Below are 16,658 nucleotides of genomic sequence, written 5' to 3' on the forward strand. Positions count from 1 at the left end.
CCGCCATTTAAAGTTAACCCTATCAAACTCACATTTTATTAGATGTAACCTTGAGATTTTAAGTATTTTTTAACTCTTCTCTTCCAGTCAATGTAAGTATCATCAAGCTCCTCAAGCTCTTGATCAACTGTTAAAAGTCTTACACTCCTAAAAATTCGATCATTTGGAGTTTTAAAAATGTCTCCCCAGTAGGGAGCAGGATCAATTCCAACAGGCACAAATGGATTTTCGATCATTGTGTCAACATTTCCATCGATTAATATATTGTCACAAGTAACCCATGAATGCTCCCAAGAAAAAGTCATGCCTGCTTCATGCATAGACATGTAAATAGCCTCACCTATATGTACTTGTGCCTTGTGACCCAATAACCTTAATACGTATCTTATTAAGCAAGAGTAGTAAAGGCACATTTCTGATCTACCACACCAGTTATTATCGACTGCTGCCGCACACAAATCCACAAGTACATTTCTTGTATATTCATCTATTAGGTTCCCATTCGTAACTAGCCTGTCTGAAGGGAATGGTCGTGTCCCATCTTTTTTCTGTTCCAATATCCATTTCAATAACTCTTCTTGATCCTTCTGTGGTTTATAAACCTGACCATTTTTAACGATTGGCTTCCATTTATTTTTCTTAATTAAATCCATTGCAACATTCATGTTCCTTCTGATCCCTTTTGCCATTGAAAGCACCTCACATTAACTAGTCAAAGTCCCCATTTTATGAGAAAACGAACTGAATATAATTAAGCTCTTCTAATTCCTTAAGTATTTTCCTTGTTTCCTCTTCGCTATCTGATGATGCGTTAAGTATTTCATCTACTTCTATAAAACTCGCATCTTTTGATTTAGAAAGAAGAAACATTAACAATCCTTTAGCCTCTAGCGTCAACTTAGAATCATTTATTAAATCATTATGTACATACATGTGTTCCTTGTTATGGATAACTTCTCCTTGGTTCATTACTCTAATGTACAATCTAATCACTCCTATCCTATTGAAATGCAAATTTACAACTATGCTCTACTTCAAAATGATCATACTTTCGTTAGTCTCATTTTCTTTCTCTTCCAAATCGCTTAGATGTCGTCTAATATCTCTACTCATTTTATTGAATTCATTTTCAAATTTATCAAATTTTTTAGTTAGATCATGCAGTCCGTTTATATGAATTTGTGCTACTCCTTTATACATATTAGCATCTAAAGTATATGTAGCTCTGTATTGCATGCTCTCATTGTCTTCAAAGGTTACATGCACGTTTAATTTCGGAAACTCCCCTTCTTTTGACTTTAACTCAAGCAAAGTACCAAAAAACATTTCAAGTTTCTGGTTCGGCGCTAATGTTGATATTCCCTCAGATAGAATATATGTCTTTCTCATCTCATTCTCTTTCGCTATTTCATTGAGATATTCTAACTCAACCTTTGTATTTCTTGCCACATTTGCTCCAATATTTGCAATGTTGAAGTTCAAGATGTTGTGTACGGGCGTGTCAAAGTATGCAATAACATTGGGCATAACAGTCAACTTACGTGAAGTTTCTGTTTCTTTATAAACACCTTCATTTGCTTCTAGAATCTTCTTTGTAAATCTTACATAGAAAGCAGTTAACAACATCATTACTATTGCACTAATGCTTTGAATAACCCCAGAATTATTATTTATCCACTCAATCACAAATATCACTTCCTTTTCCAATTAAAACGATATTTTATTCTAATCTAAGTACTTGTGTTCAATCATTTCCAACATTTCGTCATAAAGTTGAGCACAATAATCAATCCATTCTGGTTCTGAGTCGACAAGGTAATTCATCTTATCAATCTCAGTATCAATTTTTCTAACACGACTTACTACTTCTTTGTCGAGAATATGTAGATTCTCATAAATAAGAGGACGAACATTGTCCATATAGATTTTAATTTTAAAATCACGTAGATTTATATAGTTTCCAGTGGTCACAATCATATGTTCACTTGCACTTTTCAATATTTTGTTATAAGCAAGAAACTTATTCTGCTCTTTTTCATAAGATTCTGCGCGCTCCTTGTCCTCCAATTCCCATCTTCTTCGTTGTTCTGCTTGTTTATTGTCATTTTTATTTTTCTGATCGTTTATTATCCAAGTGCCAAGTGTGCCAATCAAAGTACCGCTAAGTGTCCCTATCACGGTAATCAGTGTTGCATCCATTTACTATCCTGCTCCAATCACAATCAATTCGCTGTATTAATCAAATAGTAACTAACCAGATTTCATGTACTTCTAAAAGCTTATCCTTTTCTTCCCGATAAATTTCACGAAAATAACTGAGTCTTAAATGACCTTCCATTATATGATACGGCTTACCCAGGTTATAACATTGGTCATTTTGAAATACTATAATAGGTGCAGGCCATGTCGGATGGTTTAACATATACTTTTGAAGCCAACTCTTATCTTCTCTTTCATTTATTTGATAGCCCAAATCAAATATTCGATTATCAGGATATGAGTTTATTTCGTCGTATATTTTACTTGTATTCCACTTAACTTTTCGAAAGTTCATCTTATCAAAACCTAAAAAAGAATATTTCTCTATAGAATCATGGTGCCTGTAAATCCAGTTTTTAAATACACACTCAGGAATATTTGGAAAGTATCCACTTACGCGTTCATAATACGAAGAGAAGTCTTCCTTATTGTAAGGGCTTTTAATTATTGGTCTTAGTTTTTTAATTGTGGAATTACTTCGATTCAAGATAAATCCCCACCAATCAAATTACCTATTCGTTTGAATTCTTAGACAGCCTTTTTATTTCGAACAAAGCTGTAGCAGTCAATATAAGGAAGAATAGAGCTGTAAATAAGCTACCTTCAATTCCATACGTTCCACCATGAATCAAATGATTATTATACAATTCCGTTTCAAATAAGATTAACTCATTACGCCATATTCCCATGATCCCAGATGTAAAATTCCAAGCAAAATGGAAGCCTATCGGAAGCCAAACTGCCCCAGACTTTTCCCGCATGTACGTGTACAACACTCCAGCAAAGAATAAAGTACTTAAGGCAACTACGCTTACTCCCGGTCTAGTAAGATGAAAAACTGTGAATATTCCTGAGCTAATTATCGATGCTGTAATTCCACCGAACCAATGCTTTAGAGCACCATAGACATACCCCCTAGCAAATAACTCTTCAGACAAAGCAACGATAATACATGTAACTACCCAAATTAGAATTACTTTAGCATCAAAGGTGAGTCCTACTATTTTATGTCCACCAAAGATATAGACAGTAGTAAAAATAACAATGAGTGTTAGGGAGCCTCCCAACAACCCTTTTAAGAAATCGTAAATACACCGTTTTTTACTTAACCCTATTGACCAACGATCTTTCACAAATATAAAGTAATCAACTAAAGAAGCAACTGCAAGACTGACTGCTGTTGCATAAACTGGACTTTGCAAAGAAAGTCCAACTGTAATGAATATAACAATGTATAAACCTATTCTAAGAAAAACAACAAATGAGTTCTTATTTAACATTTTTCATCCAATCCAATCACCGTTTTATCCTTTAAATCTAGACGGCTTTTCAACATAACTATCAATAACATAGCCACAATTCGTAAAAATTCTATGAATTATAGTTGAGCCAAGACCAAAAAACTTGTCTAAAGGAGTCACTATCGCATGCCCACCTTGCTTCCCTCTTCTGATTTCATAACATCCACATTTTGGGCACTGTTCTTTTTGGTTTTCCACTTTTTGTACCTCGTTTTTATATCAAATCTTCATTTTATCGTTTTTTGATAATCATTGTACCAATCATCAATTTTCTTCTGATTGTTAAAGATAAATTCAATACCTTTATCAGTAATGGTGATTAATCCTCCGCCATTTGCACCTTTAATGAAGCCATATTGCTGCCTAATGCTAGTTATATGCCCACGGATTGAATTTGTTGGAAAATTAAACTCTTCTACCATCATTCTAGTAAATCCATCAGAAGACACCCTTCTACCACCAACATAAGATAGCTTTTTTAGTATGTAGCAGATTTTCTTTTGATTTGTTAATAAAGACTCCCATTCACGAACTTGCGTCATAAGATAGCCCCCTGTTTTTATTAAATACAATCTTTTATTTAGTCGTCATATCCTCTTGATTTTCTGTATTTTAGCCTGTAGTCAATAAATGCTCCAATTGCCCCTCCTATTACTATTAAGGCAATAGTAGATATGATCTAAAACCAACTAAAACCATTTAATACCGTTTCACGCTTCGGGAATGTAGCATATCCAATGTACTTACCAGTGAATTTATTGTACCCACCAAGAACACCAACTTCGGTTGTGTGTATTGTGTCAAATCCAAACAATAAAAGCACCGCTACCCATATTAGGACTCAAACATCCCATTCAAATTCTCCTTATAATGGAATATCTCACAACCGTTAACACTATCGATTTACTAAGACGAATACGTCCTGTAAAGTATAAATGATTTCCAATAATTACATAAGGAGGTATTTATGAAAAAAGTAATTTGTTGCTTATTAAGTTTGTCATTGTTCGGACTTATCTCTTCCATTGATTCAACACCTGTATCTGCAAAAAGTTCCAAATCTTCTAGTCATAGTGGGCATGTTAGTGTGAAGAGTTACGCCAAAAGAATGGAACTAAAGTAAAATCGCATCACCGTTCCAAAGCAGATGGGAAGTTCAAGAACAACTGGTCTACCAAAGGGAACGTCAACCCTGACACAGGTAAAAAGGGCACCAAGACAAAAAAGAAATAGCTGATATCGAAGCACTATTTTACAATAGTGCTTCTTTCAATCAAATATTGATTTTAAGCAAATGTAATTGGTGAAATAAAAGTGCCTTTGTCTAACTCAATTTCAACACCTTTGATTGCCAATCTAAAATCTTCTGCAATTAAATCAGATGGATGTGTTTTATAATAGGTTCTAAGTGAAATTCCATAACCTCCAAACACTTTTTTATGGCCTCATAGTTTGTACCAGTTTGGGAAAGCCTATGAATCCCAACAATGCTAGAATGAAGAGCTTGTTCGTTTGGCAGGAGTCCCATTGATAACATCTCACGAACAAAGTCACTTAATTATGCATGGTGTGAACGCAAAGATTGTTAGTGAACGCTTAGGTCACTCTAAAGTACAAATGACGCTTGATGCGTATAGTCATTTACTCCCTAACGTGCAAGCAGATGTTTTTGACAGGTTTGAATCTTCCCTTTTCGATATGACCAACAAACATGACCAAAACGCTATTTAAGAGACAACATGACCATTTTATGACCAATAACTATTGAATACACCAAACTTTACATAAATCACCCTCCCTCTTATTTTCCTAAAAAGCAAAAAACCCTTGATTTCTCAAGGGTTTCAAAGACCTTTCGTATGGTGGAGCATAGCGGGATCGAACCGCTGACCTCTACACTGCCAGTGTAGCGCTCTCCCAGCTGAGCTAATGCCCCATATGTATGGTACTTCCAGCGTATACCGCCTCAGTGAAATCAGTATAGCATACGCCCGCCGTACACTGCAAGCGAAAAAATCAGATAAATCCCCGTCCCTGCTGAAAAAACCAAATAAAAAGCCAACCGATCTCCACCGGTTGGCTTCCCTCTTATTCCCTACAAACCCACTATCTCACCGTCACCACAATCGGTGTCTTCTTCCCGCCATACTGCACATAAATCGTCGCTTTACCCGACCCTGTCGCCTTGATGACGCCGTCTTTTACATCGGCTACCAACAGACGAGAAGTGGTCCAGAGAGCTGGCTTGGTGACATTTTGCTCAGAGCCATCTGCATACGTCGCGATAGCGCTCACTTGCTTCACTTCACCTTTGCTCATGACAAGCTGTACGACATCTGTCTTCAAGTATTTCAATGTATCAACATCGACTGGGATCGATACGCTTTTGTCGTTGTATCTCGCTGTAATCGTTGCTTTTCCGTAGGTACGTCCTGTAATGAGGCCTTTGGTTACGTCTGCTACCTTGTAGTTGCTCGTCTTCCAGTCAGCCATTGAGGTAACATCCATTGTGCGGCCATCGGAGAAGGTAGCTGTCAAGGTTACTTGTACGTTGCTGTTCGACTTCGTAGATACGAAGCGCTTGTTTGCTTCCAGCTTGCTCACGATTCCGACTTCTACCGGGATGCTGATCGATTTGCCGCCGTATTTCGCGGTGATCGTTGCACGTCCGTTGGAGAGACCTGTTACACGGCCGTTTACCACATCCGCTACTTTTACCGAGGACGAGGACCATTCTGCATCACTGGTCACATTGTCCGAATTGCCAGCGGAGTCTGTTGCGTTCAGCTTGATCTCTTTTGACTCGTTGACGTTCAGGATCAGTAGGCGAGGATCAACGGAGAGATTCGTCGCTTGGTCTACTTCTACTGCAATCGAAACCGATTTGCCATCGAAGGTACCTGTTACGGTCGTTTTCCCTGCTCCTGTCGCTGTGATCTTCCCGTTCATTACCTCTGCTACAGCAGCAGAAGCCGAGCTCCATGTCGCTGTATCTGTTACATCCTTAGTCGTTCCATCTGCGTAAGCTGCAGTCAGCTTAACGGTTTCGGACTTGCCATTTCCAAGCACGATCTTTTTCTTGTCAACCGTCAATGTCTGCATGACGCCAACCGATACGGAAATGTTCACTGTGCGTGTTCCGTATGTAGCTGTCACGGTCGCTGCACCTGTTGACACACCAGTGATCAAGCCTTGACGCACGCTTGCTACGTTCGGTGCACTGGATGACCAAACGACTTTTTGTGTGACATCTTCTGCTGGAGTGCTTCCATCTGGATACGAAGCCGTTACCTTCACTTGCTTCGCGCCACCCACTGGGATTGCTACTGTCGTGATATCTGCAGCCAAGTTTTGCGGTACATCTACATCGACAACCAGTGTCGCTGTTTTTCCGCCGTATTTAGCGGTTACATTCGCCGTTCCAGCCTTGTAGGCGGATACGGTCTTGCCACTAGCAAAAACGGCATCTGCATTGTCCGAAGACCACTCTACTTTTGAAGTGATATCTTCACTTGTACCGTTTGCGAAGGACGCGTTTACAATTACATCTTTCGTTGTTCCGCTTTTCATCGTCAGGAAAGCTGGAACGATATACAAGGAACGAGGTACTTCTACATCTACGCGTACCTGAACCGATTTGTTTCCGTATTTCGCAGTAATCACGGCTTCACCGGACTTCACCGCGTGGATTTTCCCGTTGCTGTAGTAAGCAACGTCCTCGCGATCGGAGGACCATTCGGCCTTATCGTTCACTACCGTGGAACCGCCGCCATTGGCATACGTTGCTTTCAGCTCAATGTCTTCTTCCTTGCCCACATTCATGAAAATGTTTTGCTTGTTGAGTTCCAGCTTTTGCGTTGTATCCACATCGACTTTGATTGTCGCTGTTTTTGTACCATACTTCGCAGTAATCGTTGCTGTACCTGCGCCATAAGCCTTGATCGTTCCTTTGAGTGCATCGGCTACAGCGGTATTGTCTGAAGACCATTCAGCCTTGTCGGAGACGTCTTCCGTTACACTTCCATCCGGAAAAATAGCTTTGAGCTTGATTTTTTCTTCGCCGTTCAGCAAGAGTGAAACCTGGTTTTTGCTAGGCTCCAGTCTGTGTGCAATCTCTACATTGACAGAGATAGTCGTCGTCTGGCTGCCAAACTTCGCTGTCACGGTACCTGTTCCTGAATTCAAACCTTTGATTGCACCGTTTACTACAGTTGCAATCGCCGGATTATCGATGGTCCAGTCTGCTTGGGTCGTTACGTCTTCTGTTGTCCCATCACTGTAAACAGCTGTCAGCTTTACGTTTTCTGTGTTGCCGATCCGTACGTTCAACGTTTGATCTTCTGTCGTCAGTGCCTTTACCTTTTTCGTTACAGTTACACCTACTACAACAGGCTTACCCATGTACGTAGCTGTTACGGTTGATTTCCCTACCGATTTGGCTGTAATCTGCCCCGCATATACAGAGGCTACATCCGCATTTTGCGTGGTCCATTCTGTCTTGACGGTGACGTCTTCCGTTTTTCCGCTCACATAAATAGCGGTAGCCGTCAGCTTGGTAGAATCTCCATTTTCCAATGTTACCTCGTTCTTGGACAGAACGAGTCGGCTGATTTCATCGGCAGCCAATCCTACCCCTGCGTTTCCAGTCCCCACTAATAGCAGGACGGCCAGAAACAAGAGCATCGTTTTTTTCCAGAACATCAACTAGCCTCCCTCGCAAGTATGAAATTTGCTGTTCTTCGAAACCATTCCACCATTACTATATCGGCAAAGAGCAAGAAACAATTTACTAGTTTTTCGTGTCAGGCATGTGTCGAGCTTTGTAACTAGACTCCATTTCAAACGTCTAAATTAAAGAGAGCGACTATGAGGGAGATTCGAAGAATGAAAAATCGAACGACAAGCGTACAGCGTCCTTGCTGGCGCAGGATTTGGATAGGATTGGAGATTATCGTGCTGCTCGGCCTGATATGGTCGGGCTACAACTGGTACCGTATCGAACAGACGATTGAGGGAGCCAACGCCCAGCACGCAACTGTCGGCATTGTCCTCGGTGCAGCTGTCTGGGGAGAGGGACCTAGTCCTGGTCTGCGCGAACGTCTGGAGCAGGCGGCGACCCTGTATGAAGAAGGTTATGTATCGAAGCTGTTGGTCACAGGCGGCCTCGGTGAAGGCAAAACGATTACGGAAGCTGCTGTGAGCAGAAATTACTTGGTTGCCAAGGGAATTCCCGAAAAGGACATTTTGCTGGAAAGCAAGTCTACCAGCACATACGAAAACCTGCTGTACGGCCAGCAGGTCTTGGAGGAACATCATATACAAGACGCCCTGATCATCAGCCACGACTATCATTTGGCCCGTGCAATGATCATGGCTGATTCACTGGGAATTGTCGCCTCTCCTGTAGGGACGACGTCACACGTCCTGTTCGGTCCGTATCATAAGGCGAGAGAAGTACTCGCACTCACGCATTGGGAGCTCTCTCGCCTCTGGACACAAGTGCTAGGAACGGTGGTTCTCGCGTAAAATTTCATACACATCGACAAAATGGCGGATTCGCTCCATGATGCGAGCCGCTTTTGTTTGTTCGATCCGATTTCCGTTGGAGATAGACATATGCTCTTGCAGTTCACTCAGCGAGTAATTCGAAGTAAACAGCGTAGGCAAATGGTTGTTTGCCCGCTGATTCAGTATAACCCCCAAAATCTCATCCCGAACCCATGGCGTCAGGTTCTCTGCGCCGATATCATCGAGGATCAGTACAGGTACTTCTTTCAGCAGCTCCAGCTTCCCCGCGTACGATTGATCCGAGATGGAATCCTTCATCTCCCGGATAAAGTCAGGCACATACACCAGCAAGGAAGCGACGTTGCGCTCTGAGAGCTCGCGACCGATTGCTCCCATGATGTAGCTTTTTCCTACCCCAAACGGACCGTGCAAATAAAGTCCTTTTACTCGCTCCCCTGTTCCGACTTTTTCACAGAATTGAATCGCGGCATCTACGGTAGCCAAATTCCCGGAATCAATGACCAAGCCCTCAAAGCTCGCGTTCAAGGTCTCTTCGGAAACGTAATAGCTGCGCATCAGTCGGCGGCGGCGAATCTCTTCCTCGTGCGACAGTTGCTTGGAACAGGGCGTCATCGAGCTGATAATATGATGGTGAGCCAGCTCCAAATGAGTGCTATGCCCCTTGACCAAATTCGGGCATTCGCCAAGACCCGGACAACGCTCACACCAATACTGCTCCTTGACTGCCGTATAGATGTTGGAGAGCGAGCGAAGGTAATCGTCCCTGGTCAATGCGGGATGCTCTTGTTGAAATGCTTTTAAATAGGCTGACGAACGGAACATTTTATCTAACTGCTGATCCGGTGTCAGCAACTGACGCGGTGTACGTTTGGCGAGCTCTTGCATGAACTCACTGATAGATTCCATGCTCCCTCACACTCCTTATTTCCGTTTTCGCAAGGTTTCCAGTCTTTTCTGCAAGTCTGGAAAATCCTGAATGGACTGTTTCTTTTCAGCATCCGACGCGGATTTCTCCTGCGACAGCTGCCACTCGACAGATGCTGGCAGCTTGTCCTGCAAGATGGCTCTACCGTTGCGTCTTACAGGGGCAGATTCCTTCTTGCCCGCTTTTGCCTTCTCAGTTGTTTGTGCCCGTTGATCCGCACGTTCGAGGATCTGCTTGACTGCCTCGTCAGCTGTCGCGATCCGTTTGGCTTTCCAGCTGTCACGAATCGTCTCCATGTACGCTTTTGGCAGCTCCATTTGCATGCTAGCTAGCGTATGTAGCAGCAGCGCATTGACGACTTCCGGCTGCATCCCATCCGCAAATACAAGCGTTTCCGCCCGTTCCAAAAACACCTTGCTAATTCTGCCACCAACGACCTTTTCCAACAGGGTCACCGGAGATAGCTGGCGACAAGCACGGATAAAGGCTTCGCTGCCAGGCTCAGGCAAGCGACCCGGTCCCCATCCATCCTCTGCCGTGTCAGTTGCAGGCGCCGTTCGGTACAGCTTGTCTTCCGTGTAGCGTTGTACCAAACGCTTGCGCAAAACTTCTCCGTCCAAACTCCGATCCGACTTGTACAGTGTCCAATCACGCAGCTCCTGTCCCATCCCCCAGCTGTCCAGCTGATAGAAATGGCACAGCGAAAACAACAGCTCCATGCTCTTGCCTTCCAAAACTTTGACCGAGTCGGCATTATCCGGCAAGTACAGGCGCAAAGACGATACACTCAGCGAATGGTTGACTTGTGCCTCATAGCCAGATTTCATCGGCGCTTGCGGGAAGCTGTTATCCATCTCGGTTAAAAACTGATCCCGCTCCGATCCTTTTTTCACTTCCAGCTCCGATGGCTTCAACGACTGGAACACATCATGGAAATCTTTCGTGACGTTTTCCACAATGGAGTATTCTTGATCCAACTGACTGCCAAGCGTATCTGCATAATGCTGGCGCAGTTGCGAATAGCGAACGTTTTCGATTTTGTTTAACAACATCAATGACAGTACGTAGTCTGCAAAAAACTCAGCCGGACTAAGCGGCGGTTTGATCAAATACTCGTAATAATAGTCACGCTGCTGATTTTCCCTGCGGCGCACCTCGACTAGCCCGATTGCCTCCAGACGTTCACGCGCATCCAATAGCCGATCCAGAGAAAGCGAAGTCGTCAGCATCAAACTGCGATGGGTCCCCTCCGAGGAGGCTCCGCTCACCTCCTGCACGCCATGGACGAGCAGTTGGTAGAGAGCGTACGATTCGACACCGATGATCGGCAAGTATAGCTGCGTAACAAAGCCCATTTCGGCAAAGCCAATCGGTCTTGCCATCCGCACCAGATATCGATCCTTCGGCAACAACTCGTTCCAAACTAAACGACGCATCAGATCTTTCCTTCCTGACAAAATTCGATTCTATTATTATAGCACGACTACCCATTCATTCGCGGAAAAATCAGCTGGAAAGCCAAACAAGCCCTGGCGGATCGGCCGCAAGAGCGAGAGAGAGAAGTTGCGAGTTTGGCAGAAAAAAGCTTATCTATTCTTTTGGAAACGAGCTGTTTCGCGCTTGAGCCAAAAGCTCCTCCAGCTCTTTCATAAATACATTGATATCTTTGAATTGGCGGTATACAGAAGCGAAGCGTACATAGGCGACCTCATCGACATGGTATAAACGCTCCATGACCTTCTCCCCAACGTCATTGCTCGGGATCTCTGCTTGCCCGCAGCTGCGCAATTCTTTTTCAATGTCATTCACTACATTTTCAAGCACTTCCAATGGCACAGGTCGCTTTTCGCAAGCGCGCACCAGCCCCCGCAATATCTTGTCTCGACTGAATTCCTCGCGTGTTCCGTCCTTTTTCACAATTAACAAAGGTGTTTCTTCTACCATTTCAAAGGTAGTAAAACGGCGCTCGCAGGCTTCGCACTCACGGCGGCGGCGAATGGATTTATTATGATTGAAAGGACGTGAATCCAGGACTCTAGTCCCATTATATTCGCAAAATGGACAACGCATATCAGAATCAACTCCAATACTGACAATACTTGTCTACAGTGTCCCTCATATTCCTGTCAGAAGTCAAGTCAATCCTTGTACCTATTTAAAGCATAAGTCGAATGGAGTACAATTATGGTACTGTTGGAGGGATAGTCATGCGTTTAGTATCTTTAAGGCACCTACAGCCTGGAATGAAATTGGGACGTACGGTCTTCACAGAAGATGGAAAGGTGCTTCTTGGAACCGGCATGCAATTAACGGAACGACTCATTTCCGGATTAGAGCGAGCTGGTGTTGATTCGGTGTATATCGATGATCCCCGTACCAATGACATCGTTGTGGAAGAAGTAATTCGCCCACAAACCAGGCAAGTAGCTGTGGAAGCCATCGAGAAGACGATCAAACAAATTACAAACTCAAACAAGCTGGCCCGGAAAATTTCCTTAAAAGAAATGGGCCTTCATTTTCAGCGTGCCTTTAGTTCGATTTTGGACGACCTGATGCAAAACAAACAAATGGTTGGGCATTTGACAACGATCTCCACTCATTCGCCATCCTTGTACCATCATTCTGTGAATGTGGCTGTGCTGGCGACTGCTGTGGGCATGTCTCTGGGCTACAATCGCACACAGCTCATGAACTTAGGGATAGGTGCCATGCTGCATGATATCGGCAAGATAAGCCTGCCAGAAGAGCTGTTGCAAAAAACAGAGCGTTGGACGGACGAAGAGAAGGAAATCGCCAAAGAGCATACGATGCTTGGCTTTAATTTGTTGCGAAAGCAGCATGATATCTCGCTTTTGTCCGCACACGTCTGCTTGCAGCACCATGAACGGCTAAATGGAAGCGGCTATCCACAGGGTTTATCCGGCAAGCAAATTCACGAATTCGCACAAATCGTCGGTCTCTGTGATATTTACGACTCCTTGACTTCTCCACGTCCATGGCGCAAGCGTTACATGCCACAGGATGCCGTGGAATACCTGTTTGGATCTGGCGGTACGCTATTCGAGCACCATCTAGTCAATGCCTTTATCAAGCACATTGCTATCTTCCCGATTGGAAGCAGCGTCGTTTTGAATACCGGAGAAGTCGGGGTAGTGAGTCGGGTTGATCCGGATTATTCGCATCGTCCTACTGTACGTGTGATAAAAGACGGACGAGGAAACGACGTCCCTAGCCCTTATGACCTCGATCTCAAGGCGAACATCCGACTGTTTATTGTCGGCTTTGAAGATGATGATCTGTTTAACGTGAACTCATTAGAAGATTCTTCTACCTCATCGTAAATACGAAGCAACGAAAAACCCCTTTGCTCGAAATCGGCAAAGGGGTTTTGCTTATGCATTTTATTTTACACCAACGGCAGCTGCTTCTTTTGTTGCAGCTTGATTGTGCTGCTCGGATACGTGGCGAACCAGGTCTACAACACGGCAGGAGTAGCCCCACTCGTTATCGTACCATGCAATCACTTTCACCTGATTGTCTCCCATTACCATCGTAGACAGACCGTCGATGATCGAGGAGTGATCGTTGCCATTGAAATCGCTGGATACGAGTGGCTCGTCGCAGAACTCGAGGTAGCCTTTCATGCTGCCTTCGCTCGCTTCACGCAGGACACGGCTTACTTCGTCCAATGTAACTGGCTTCTTGGTATTGACCACCAAGTCTACTACAGAAACGTTTGGAGTCGGTACGCGAAGTGAAAACCCATTCAGCTTGCCATTCAATTCTGGCAGAACGATTCCTACTGCACGAGCAGCTCCGGTAGTTGTTGGAATGATGGACTCGCTAGCTGCACGTGCACGACGCAGGTCTTTATGCGGATTGTCGAGGTTCACCTGATCGTTTGTAAACGAGTGAATGGTAGTCATGAGACCTTGTTCGATACCGAATGCATCGTTGAGCACTTTTGCCACAGGTGCGAGACAGTTGGTCGTGCAGGAAGCATTGGAGATAATGTGGTGGTTGGCATGGTCGTAGGTGCCTTCGTTTACACCCATCACAATCGTGACGTCTTCTTCTTTCGCTGGTGCTGTAATCACAACTTTTTTTGCACCGCTTTGCAGGTGCTTGCCAGCGCCTTCGCGATTGTTGAACTTGCCTGTAGCTTCTACGACGATCTCTACTCCGAGGTCACCCCAAGGCAGCTTCAGCGGATCACGGTCAGACAGTACAACTGTTGCTTTTCCATCTACGATAATCTTGTTGTCTTGGACTTCCACTTTATTTTGCAGGCGTCCGTGGATCGTGTCATATTTCAACAAATGTGCAAGCGTCTCCGCTGGATAGCTGGCGTTAATTGCAACGATTTCAATGTTGGGGTCCTGGATAGCGCGGCGGAATACCATGCGGCCAATACGTCCGAAACCATTAATACCGATTTTAATTGTCATATATAGAAACCCCTTTCGAATTGAGTTACGCTTATCTGATACTTTTATTATAATAAGTATGACACAATTATCAATGTGTTTTACTGAAAAATAAATATTTGGACGATTTACCCTACCCAAAAAAAGAGGAAAAAGCCGCTCTCTTATCAGTAAGAAAGCGGCTTTTCATAATTTTTAACGTAATTGAAAGTCGTATATATTTTTGTAACGATCATGATAATAGAGCACTCGCTGGACATATTGACGGGTCTCCCCATATGGAATGTCCTCAATCGTCTCTCGAGTTCCGTCCCATTGCTCACTCGCGAGCCATCCGTTTACTTTTCCCGGACCGGCATTGTAGGCGGCAATGACTTGGACAATGTCCCCATCATAGCGGGACAGCAAAAAATCGAGATACCATGTCCCAATCTCGATGTTCATGACAGGGTCGTACAAGTATTGACTGTCCTTTGGACGGAAGCCTGCCTCCTTGACGATCCACTCCGCTGTTTCCGGCATGATTTGCATGAGCCCTACCGCACCCTTTTTCGAAACGCGATCTGTCGCAAACCCACTCTCGGAACGAATGACGGCCAATACCAAATGAGGGTCCACTTCATATTTCAATGAAGCCGTCACAATCTGTTGCTCATATTTGATCGGGTACATCCATTTCCACACCAATGGCGTGTTTAGCAGCAGAAATACACTCGCCAAAACGAGCACGATCAATGCTGCACGTTTGCCAAAACTCATGATTGACGCTCCGATCGAATCGCGGCCAATACTGCCTCCACTTGACGCTCGGTTTCTTCACGCGAACCAGAATTATCGATCAGAAAGTCCGCCCCCTGCTTCTTCTGATCAATGGGAAACTGCGCCCGCAGTCTTTTTCGTGCTTGTTCTTCCTCTAATTCGTCGCGCTCCAGCATTCTCGCCAGTTGCATCTCGTAGGGCGCATAGACGACCACGATTTTTTCTACCATATGCGTAAGCTTGCTCTCATACAGCAGAGGAATGTCCATAAAGACGATCTCGGCTCCATTCGCTTCCGCTGCTTCGGCCTCTTCCCGCATAACGCGGCGTACCTCGGGATGGACGATGGCGTTCAGCTTTTGACGCTCGGACTCGTCCGAAAACACGATCTCACCTAGTTTTTTCCGATCAATCTGACCATCTTCCAATAGGATTTCTCGTCCAAAATGGCGCACGATCGCTTCATAGGCCAATTTACCTGGTTCTACGACCTCTCTGGCGATCTGGTCAGCGTCGATGACAGGAATTCCGCGCTCTCGAAGCATACCTGTCACCGTGCTTTTCCCAGTGGCAATTCCGCCTGTTAATCCTAGTATCATGCCCATCCTCCTCCCTTGGTAGAACTGTTATAACTTTTGGCAGGTTGGGCAAATATGTGTCCCTCTGCCGCCGACTACAAACCGAATGATTTCGGCCCCGCACTTCGTGCACGCCTCATCTTTTCGCCCATACACCAAAAGCGATTGCTGGAACATGCCCATCTCGCCCTGTCCGTTCACATACGACTTGATGGAGCTGCCCCCTTGTTCTACCGCTTCTTGCAAGGTAGAGACGATACTTTCGTGCAGTCGGATAACTTCTTTATCTGTCAGCGTTCCTGCTGGTTTCTCCGGATGAATGCCTGCTTTAAAGAGTGACTCGTCCACATAAATATTCCCCAGCCCTACAATACATTCCTGGTTTAGGAGAAGCGGCTTAATTTTTGTTGACCGTCCTTTTAACAATTTCCCCAAAACTTCAGGAGTAAAACTTTTATCTAGCGGTTCTACCCCCAGCTTTGCCAAAGGTCCGACAGTTGTTTCCTTCCCCTTAGGGAACAGATCCATCGTCCCGAACTGGCGAACATCCCGATAACGCAGCTCCGTTCCGTCCGTAAAATGGAAGACGACATGGGTATGCTTCTCAACGGGATCATCCGCCTGATACACGCCATAGCGCCCTTCCATACGCAGATGGGACACGAGCACATCCTCGTTTAAGAAAAACTGAATGAATTTTGCCCGCCGTTGGATATCCTGGATGGTTTGTCCCACCAAGAGAGATTTGAAAGCTTCTACGTCATCTGGCTGACGCACAATGCGCGCCAAATGAACACTGACTCTCTCAATCGTTTTTCCCATGACCAAGCCACGCAGAGTCCGAACGACGGTTTCTACCTCCGGCAATTCTGGCATATGC

Annotated in this window: 18 protein-coding genes and 1 tRNA gene; 2 read left to right on the plus strand and 17 right to left on the minus strand. The window is 44.4% G+C overall.

Going from position 1 to position 16,658, the window contains the following annotated elements; all coding sequences use genetic code 11:
• Positions 1 to 38: 38 nt before the first annotated feature.
• The 10 genes from FB479_RS08165 to FB479_RS08215 form a co-directional block, all read right to left on the minus strand.
• Positions 39 to 689: a transglutaminase-like domain-containing protein gene (locus FB479_RS08165; protein ID WP_142064058.1), complete on the minus strand. Its 651-nt coding sequence runs from the start codon at positions 687 to 689 to the stop codon at positions 39 to 41.
• 37 nt (positions 690 to 726) lie between these two features.
• Positions 727 to 984: a helix-turn-helix domain-containing protein gene (locus FB479_RS08170; protein WP_142064060.1), complete on the minus strand. Its 258-nt coding sequence runs from the start codon at positions 982 to 984 to the stop codon at positions 727 to 729.
• A 45-nt stretch (positions 985 to 1,029) separates the two neighbouring features.
• Positions 1,030 to 1,686 (minus strand): hypothetical protein, encoded by a 657-nt coding sequence (locus tag FB479_RS08175; RefSeq protein WP_142064063.1) that lies wholly within the window; start codon positions 1,684 to 1,686, stop codon positions 1,030 to 1,032.
• Between the two features lie 39 nt (positions 1,687 to 1,725).
• The gene (locus FB479_RS08180; protein ID WP_142064065.1) at positions 1,726 to 2,199 is read right to left on the minus strand and encodes a hypothetical protein; all 474 of its coding nucleotides are present in this window, start codon (positions 2,197 to 2,199) and stop codon (positions 1,726 to 1,728) included.
• Between the two features lie 40 nt (positions 2,200 to 2,239).
• Positions 2,240 to 2,746: a hypothetical protein gene (locus FB479_RS08185; protein WP_142064068.1), complete on the minus strand. Its 507-nt coding sequence runs from the start codon at positions 2,744 to 2,746 to the stop codon at positions 2,240 to 2,242.
• A gap of 25 nt (positions 2,747 to 2,771) precedes the next feature.
• Complete coding sequence (locus FB479_RS08190; protein WP_142064071.1) at positions 2,772 to 3,539, minus strand: CPBP family intramembrane glutamic endopeptidase; 768 nt, start codon at positions 3,537 to 3,539, stop codon at positions 2,772 to 2,774.
• Positions 3,540 to 3,787: 248 nt separating this feature from the next.
• Entirely contained in the window at positions 3,788 to 4,102 is a 315-nt protein-coding gene (locus FB479_RS08200) for a hypothetical protein (protein ID WP_142064081.1), read from the minus strand.
• Positions 4,103 to 4,846: 744 nt separating this feature from the next.
• Positions 4,847 to 4,993 carry a hypothetical protein gene (locus FB479_RS30425; RefSeq protein WP_185746343.1) on the minus strand — a complete coding sequence of 49 codons (147 nt, stop codon included), beginning with the start codon at positions 4,991 to 4,993 and terminating at the stop codon, positions 4,847 to 4,849.
• A 427-nt stretch (positions 4,994 to 5,420) separates the two neighbouring features.
• A tRNA-Ala gene (locus tag FB479_RS08210) sits at positions 5,421 to 5,496 on the minus strand.
• A 170-nt stretch (positions 5,497 to 5,666) separates the two neighbouring features.
• Positions 5,667 to 8,261: an Ig-like domain-containing protein gene (locus FB479_RS08215; RefSeq protein ID WP_142064084.1), complete on the minus strand. Its 2,595-nt coding sequence runs from the start codon at positions 8,259 to 8,261 to the stop codon at positions 5,667 to 5,669.
• Between the two features lie 183 nt (positions 8,262 to 8,444).
• On the opposite strand from FB479_RS08215, the gene FB479_RS08220 reads away from it, so the two are divergent.
• Positions 8,445 to 9,086 (plus strand): YdcF family protein, encoded by a 642-nt coding sequence (locus tag FB479_RS08220; protein ID WP_142064088.1) that lies wholly within the window; start codon positions 8,445 to 8,447, stop codon positions 9,084 to 9,086.
• Here the strand turns inward: FB479_RS08220 and dnaI are convergent.
• The 3 genes from dnaI to nrdR form a co-directional block, all read right to left on the minus strand.
• Positions 9,063 to 9,995 (minus strand): primosomal protein DnaI, encoded by a 933-nt coding sequence (gene dnaI, locus FB479_RS08225; protein ID WP_106654632.1) that lies wholly within the window; start codon positions 9,993 to 9,995, stop codon positions 9,063 to 9,065. The two genes, FB479_RS08220 and dnaI, sit on opposite strands and share 24 nt — an antisense overlap.
• Positions 9,996 to 10,010: 15 nt before the next feature.
• Positions 10,011 to 11,450, minus strand: coding sequence for a replication initiation and membrane attachment family protein (locus tag FB479_RS08230; RefSeq protein ID WP_106654631.1), 1,440 nt, complete (start codon positions 11,448 to 11,450; stop codon positions 10,011 to 10,013).
• Positions 11,451 to 11,604: 154 nt separating this feature from the next.
• Entirely contained in the window at positions 11,605 to 12,084 is a 480-nt protein-coding gene (gene nrdR / locus FB479_RS08235) for a transcriptional regulator NrdR (protein ID WP_012685137.1), read from the minus strand.
• A gap of 137 nt (positions 12,085 to 12,221) precedes the next feature.
• Here nrdR and FB479_RS08240 point away from each other — a divergent pair, with 137 nt between their 5' ends.
• Complete coding sequence (locus tag FB479_RS08240; protein ID WP_106654630.1) at positions 12,222 to 13,355, plus strand: HD-GYP domain-containing protein; 1,134 nt, start codon at positions 12,222 to 12,224, stop codon at positions 13,353 to 13,355.
• A 60-nt stretch (positions 13,356 to 13,415) separates the two neighbouring features.
• Here the strand turns inward: FB479_RS08240 and FB479_RS08245 are convergent, their stop codons facing one another.
• The 4 genes from FB479_RS08245 to mutM all read right to left on the minus strand — a co-directional run bounded on the left by FB479_RS08245 (position 13,416) and on the right by mutM (position 16,654).
• Positions 13,416 to 14,462, minus strand: coding sequence for a glyceraldehyde-3-phosphate dehydrogenase (locus tag FB479_RS08245; protein ID WP_142064093.1), 1,047 nt, complete (start codon positions 14,460 to 14,462; stop codon positions 13,416 to 13,418).
• Between the two features lie 174 nt (positions 14,463 to 14,636).
• Positions 14,637 to 15,200 (minus strand): lytic transglycosylase domain-containing protein, encoded by a 564-nt coding sequence (locus FB479_RS08250; RefSeq protein WP_142064096.1) that lies wholly within the window; start codon positions 15,198 to 15,200, stop codon positions 14,637 to 14,639.
• Positions 15,197 to 15,805 carry a dephospho-CoA kinase gene (gene coaE, locus FB479_RS08255; protein WP_048031720.1) on the minus strand — a complete coding sequence of 203 codons (609 nt, stop codon included), beginning with the start codon at positions 15,803 to 15,805 and terminating at the stop codon, positions 15,197 to 15,199. Before coaE ends, FB479_RS08250 begins: the two co-directional genes overlap by 4 nt.
• A gap of 21 nt (positions 15,806 to 15,826) precedes the next feature.
• On the minus strand, positions 15,827 to 16,654 hold the full coding sequence (mutM, locus tag FB479_RS08260) for a DNA-formamidopyrimidine glycosylase (protein ID WP_106654627.1): 828 nt from the start codon (positions 16,652 to 16,654) through the stop codon (positions 15,827 to 15,829).
• Positions 16,655 to 16,658 lie beyond the last annotated feature (4 nt).

Source organism: Brevibacillus sp. AG162, from assembly GCF_006715575.1.
Lineage (GTDB): Bacteria > Bacillota > Bacilli > Brevibacillales > Brevibacillaceae > Brevibacillus > Brevibacillus brevis.

Excerpts from the sequence above, each read along its gene's own strand:
- FB479_RS08245 (WP_142064093.1), bottom strand. The coding sequence starts at position 14,462 with ATGACAATTAAAATCGGTATTAATGGTTTCGGACGTATTGGCCGCATG.
- nrdR (WP_012685137.1), bottom strand. The coding sequence starts at position 12,084 with ATGCGTTGTCCATTTTGCGAATATAATGGGACTAGAGTCCTGGATTCA.
- FB479_RS08165 (WP_142064058.1), bottom strand. The coding sequence starts at position 689 with ATGGCAAAAGGGATCAGAAGGAACATGAATGTTGCAATGGATTTAATT.
- mutM (WP_106654627.1), bottom strand. The coding sequence starts at position 16,654 with ATGCCAGAATTGCCGGAGGTAGAAACCGTCGTTCGGACTCTGCGTGGC.
- FB479_RS08230 (WP_106654631.1), bottom strand. The coding sequence starts at position 11,450 with ATGCGTCGTTTAGTTTGGAACGAGTTGTTGCCGAAGGATCGATATCTG.
- FB479_RS08190 (WP_142064071.1), bottom strand. The coding sequence starts at position 3,539 with ATGTTAAATAAGAACTCATTTGTTGTTTTTCTTAGAATAGGTTTATAC.
- coaE (WP_048031720.1), bottom strand. The coding sequence starts at position 15,805 with ATGGGCATGATACTAGGATTAACAGGCGGAATTGCCACTGGGAAAAGC.
- FB479_RS08250 (WP_142064096.1), bottom strand. The coding sequence starts at position 15,200 with ATGAGTTTTGGCAAACGTGCAGCATTGATCGTGCTCGTTTTGGCGAGT.
- dnaI (WP_106654632.1), bottom strand. The coding sequence starts at position 9,995 with ATGGAATCTATCAGTGAGTTCATGCAAGAGCTCGCCAAACGTACACCG.
- FB479_RS08200 (WP_142064081.1), bottom strand. The coding sequence starts at position 4,102 with ATGACGCAAGTTCGTGAATGGGAGTCTTTATTAACAAATCAAAAGAAA.
- FB479_RS08240 (WP_106654630.1), top strand. The coding sequence starts at position 12,222 with ATGCGTTTAGTATCTTTAAGGCACCTACAGCCTGGAATGAAATTGGGA.
- FB479_RS08215 (WP_142064084.1), bottom strand. The coding sequence starts at position 8,261 with ATGTTCTGGAAAAAAACGATGCTCTTGTTTCTGGCCGTCCTGCTATTA.
- FB479_RS08180 (WP_142064065.1), bottom strand. The coding sequence starts at position 2,199 with ATGGATGCAACACTGATTACCGTGATAGGGACACTTAGCGGTACTTTG.
- FB479_RS08220 (WP_142064088.1), top strand. The coding sequence starts at position 8,445 with ATGAAAAATCGAACGACAAGCGTACAGCGTCCTTGCTGGCGCAGGATT.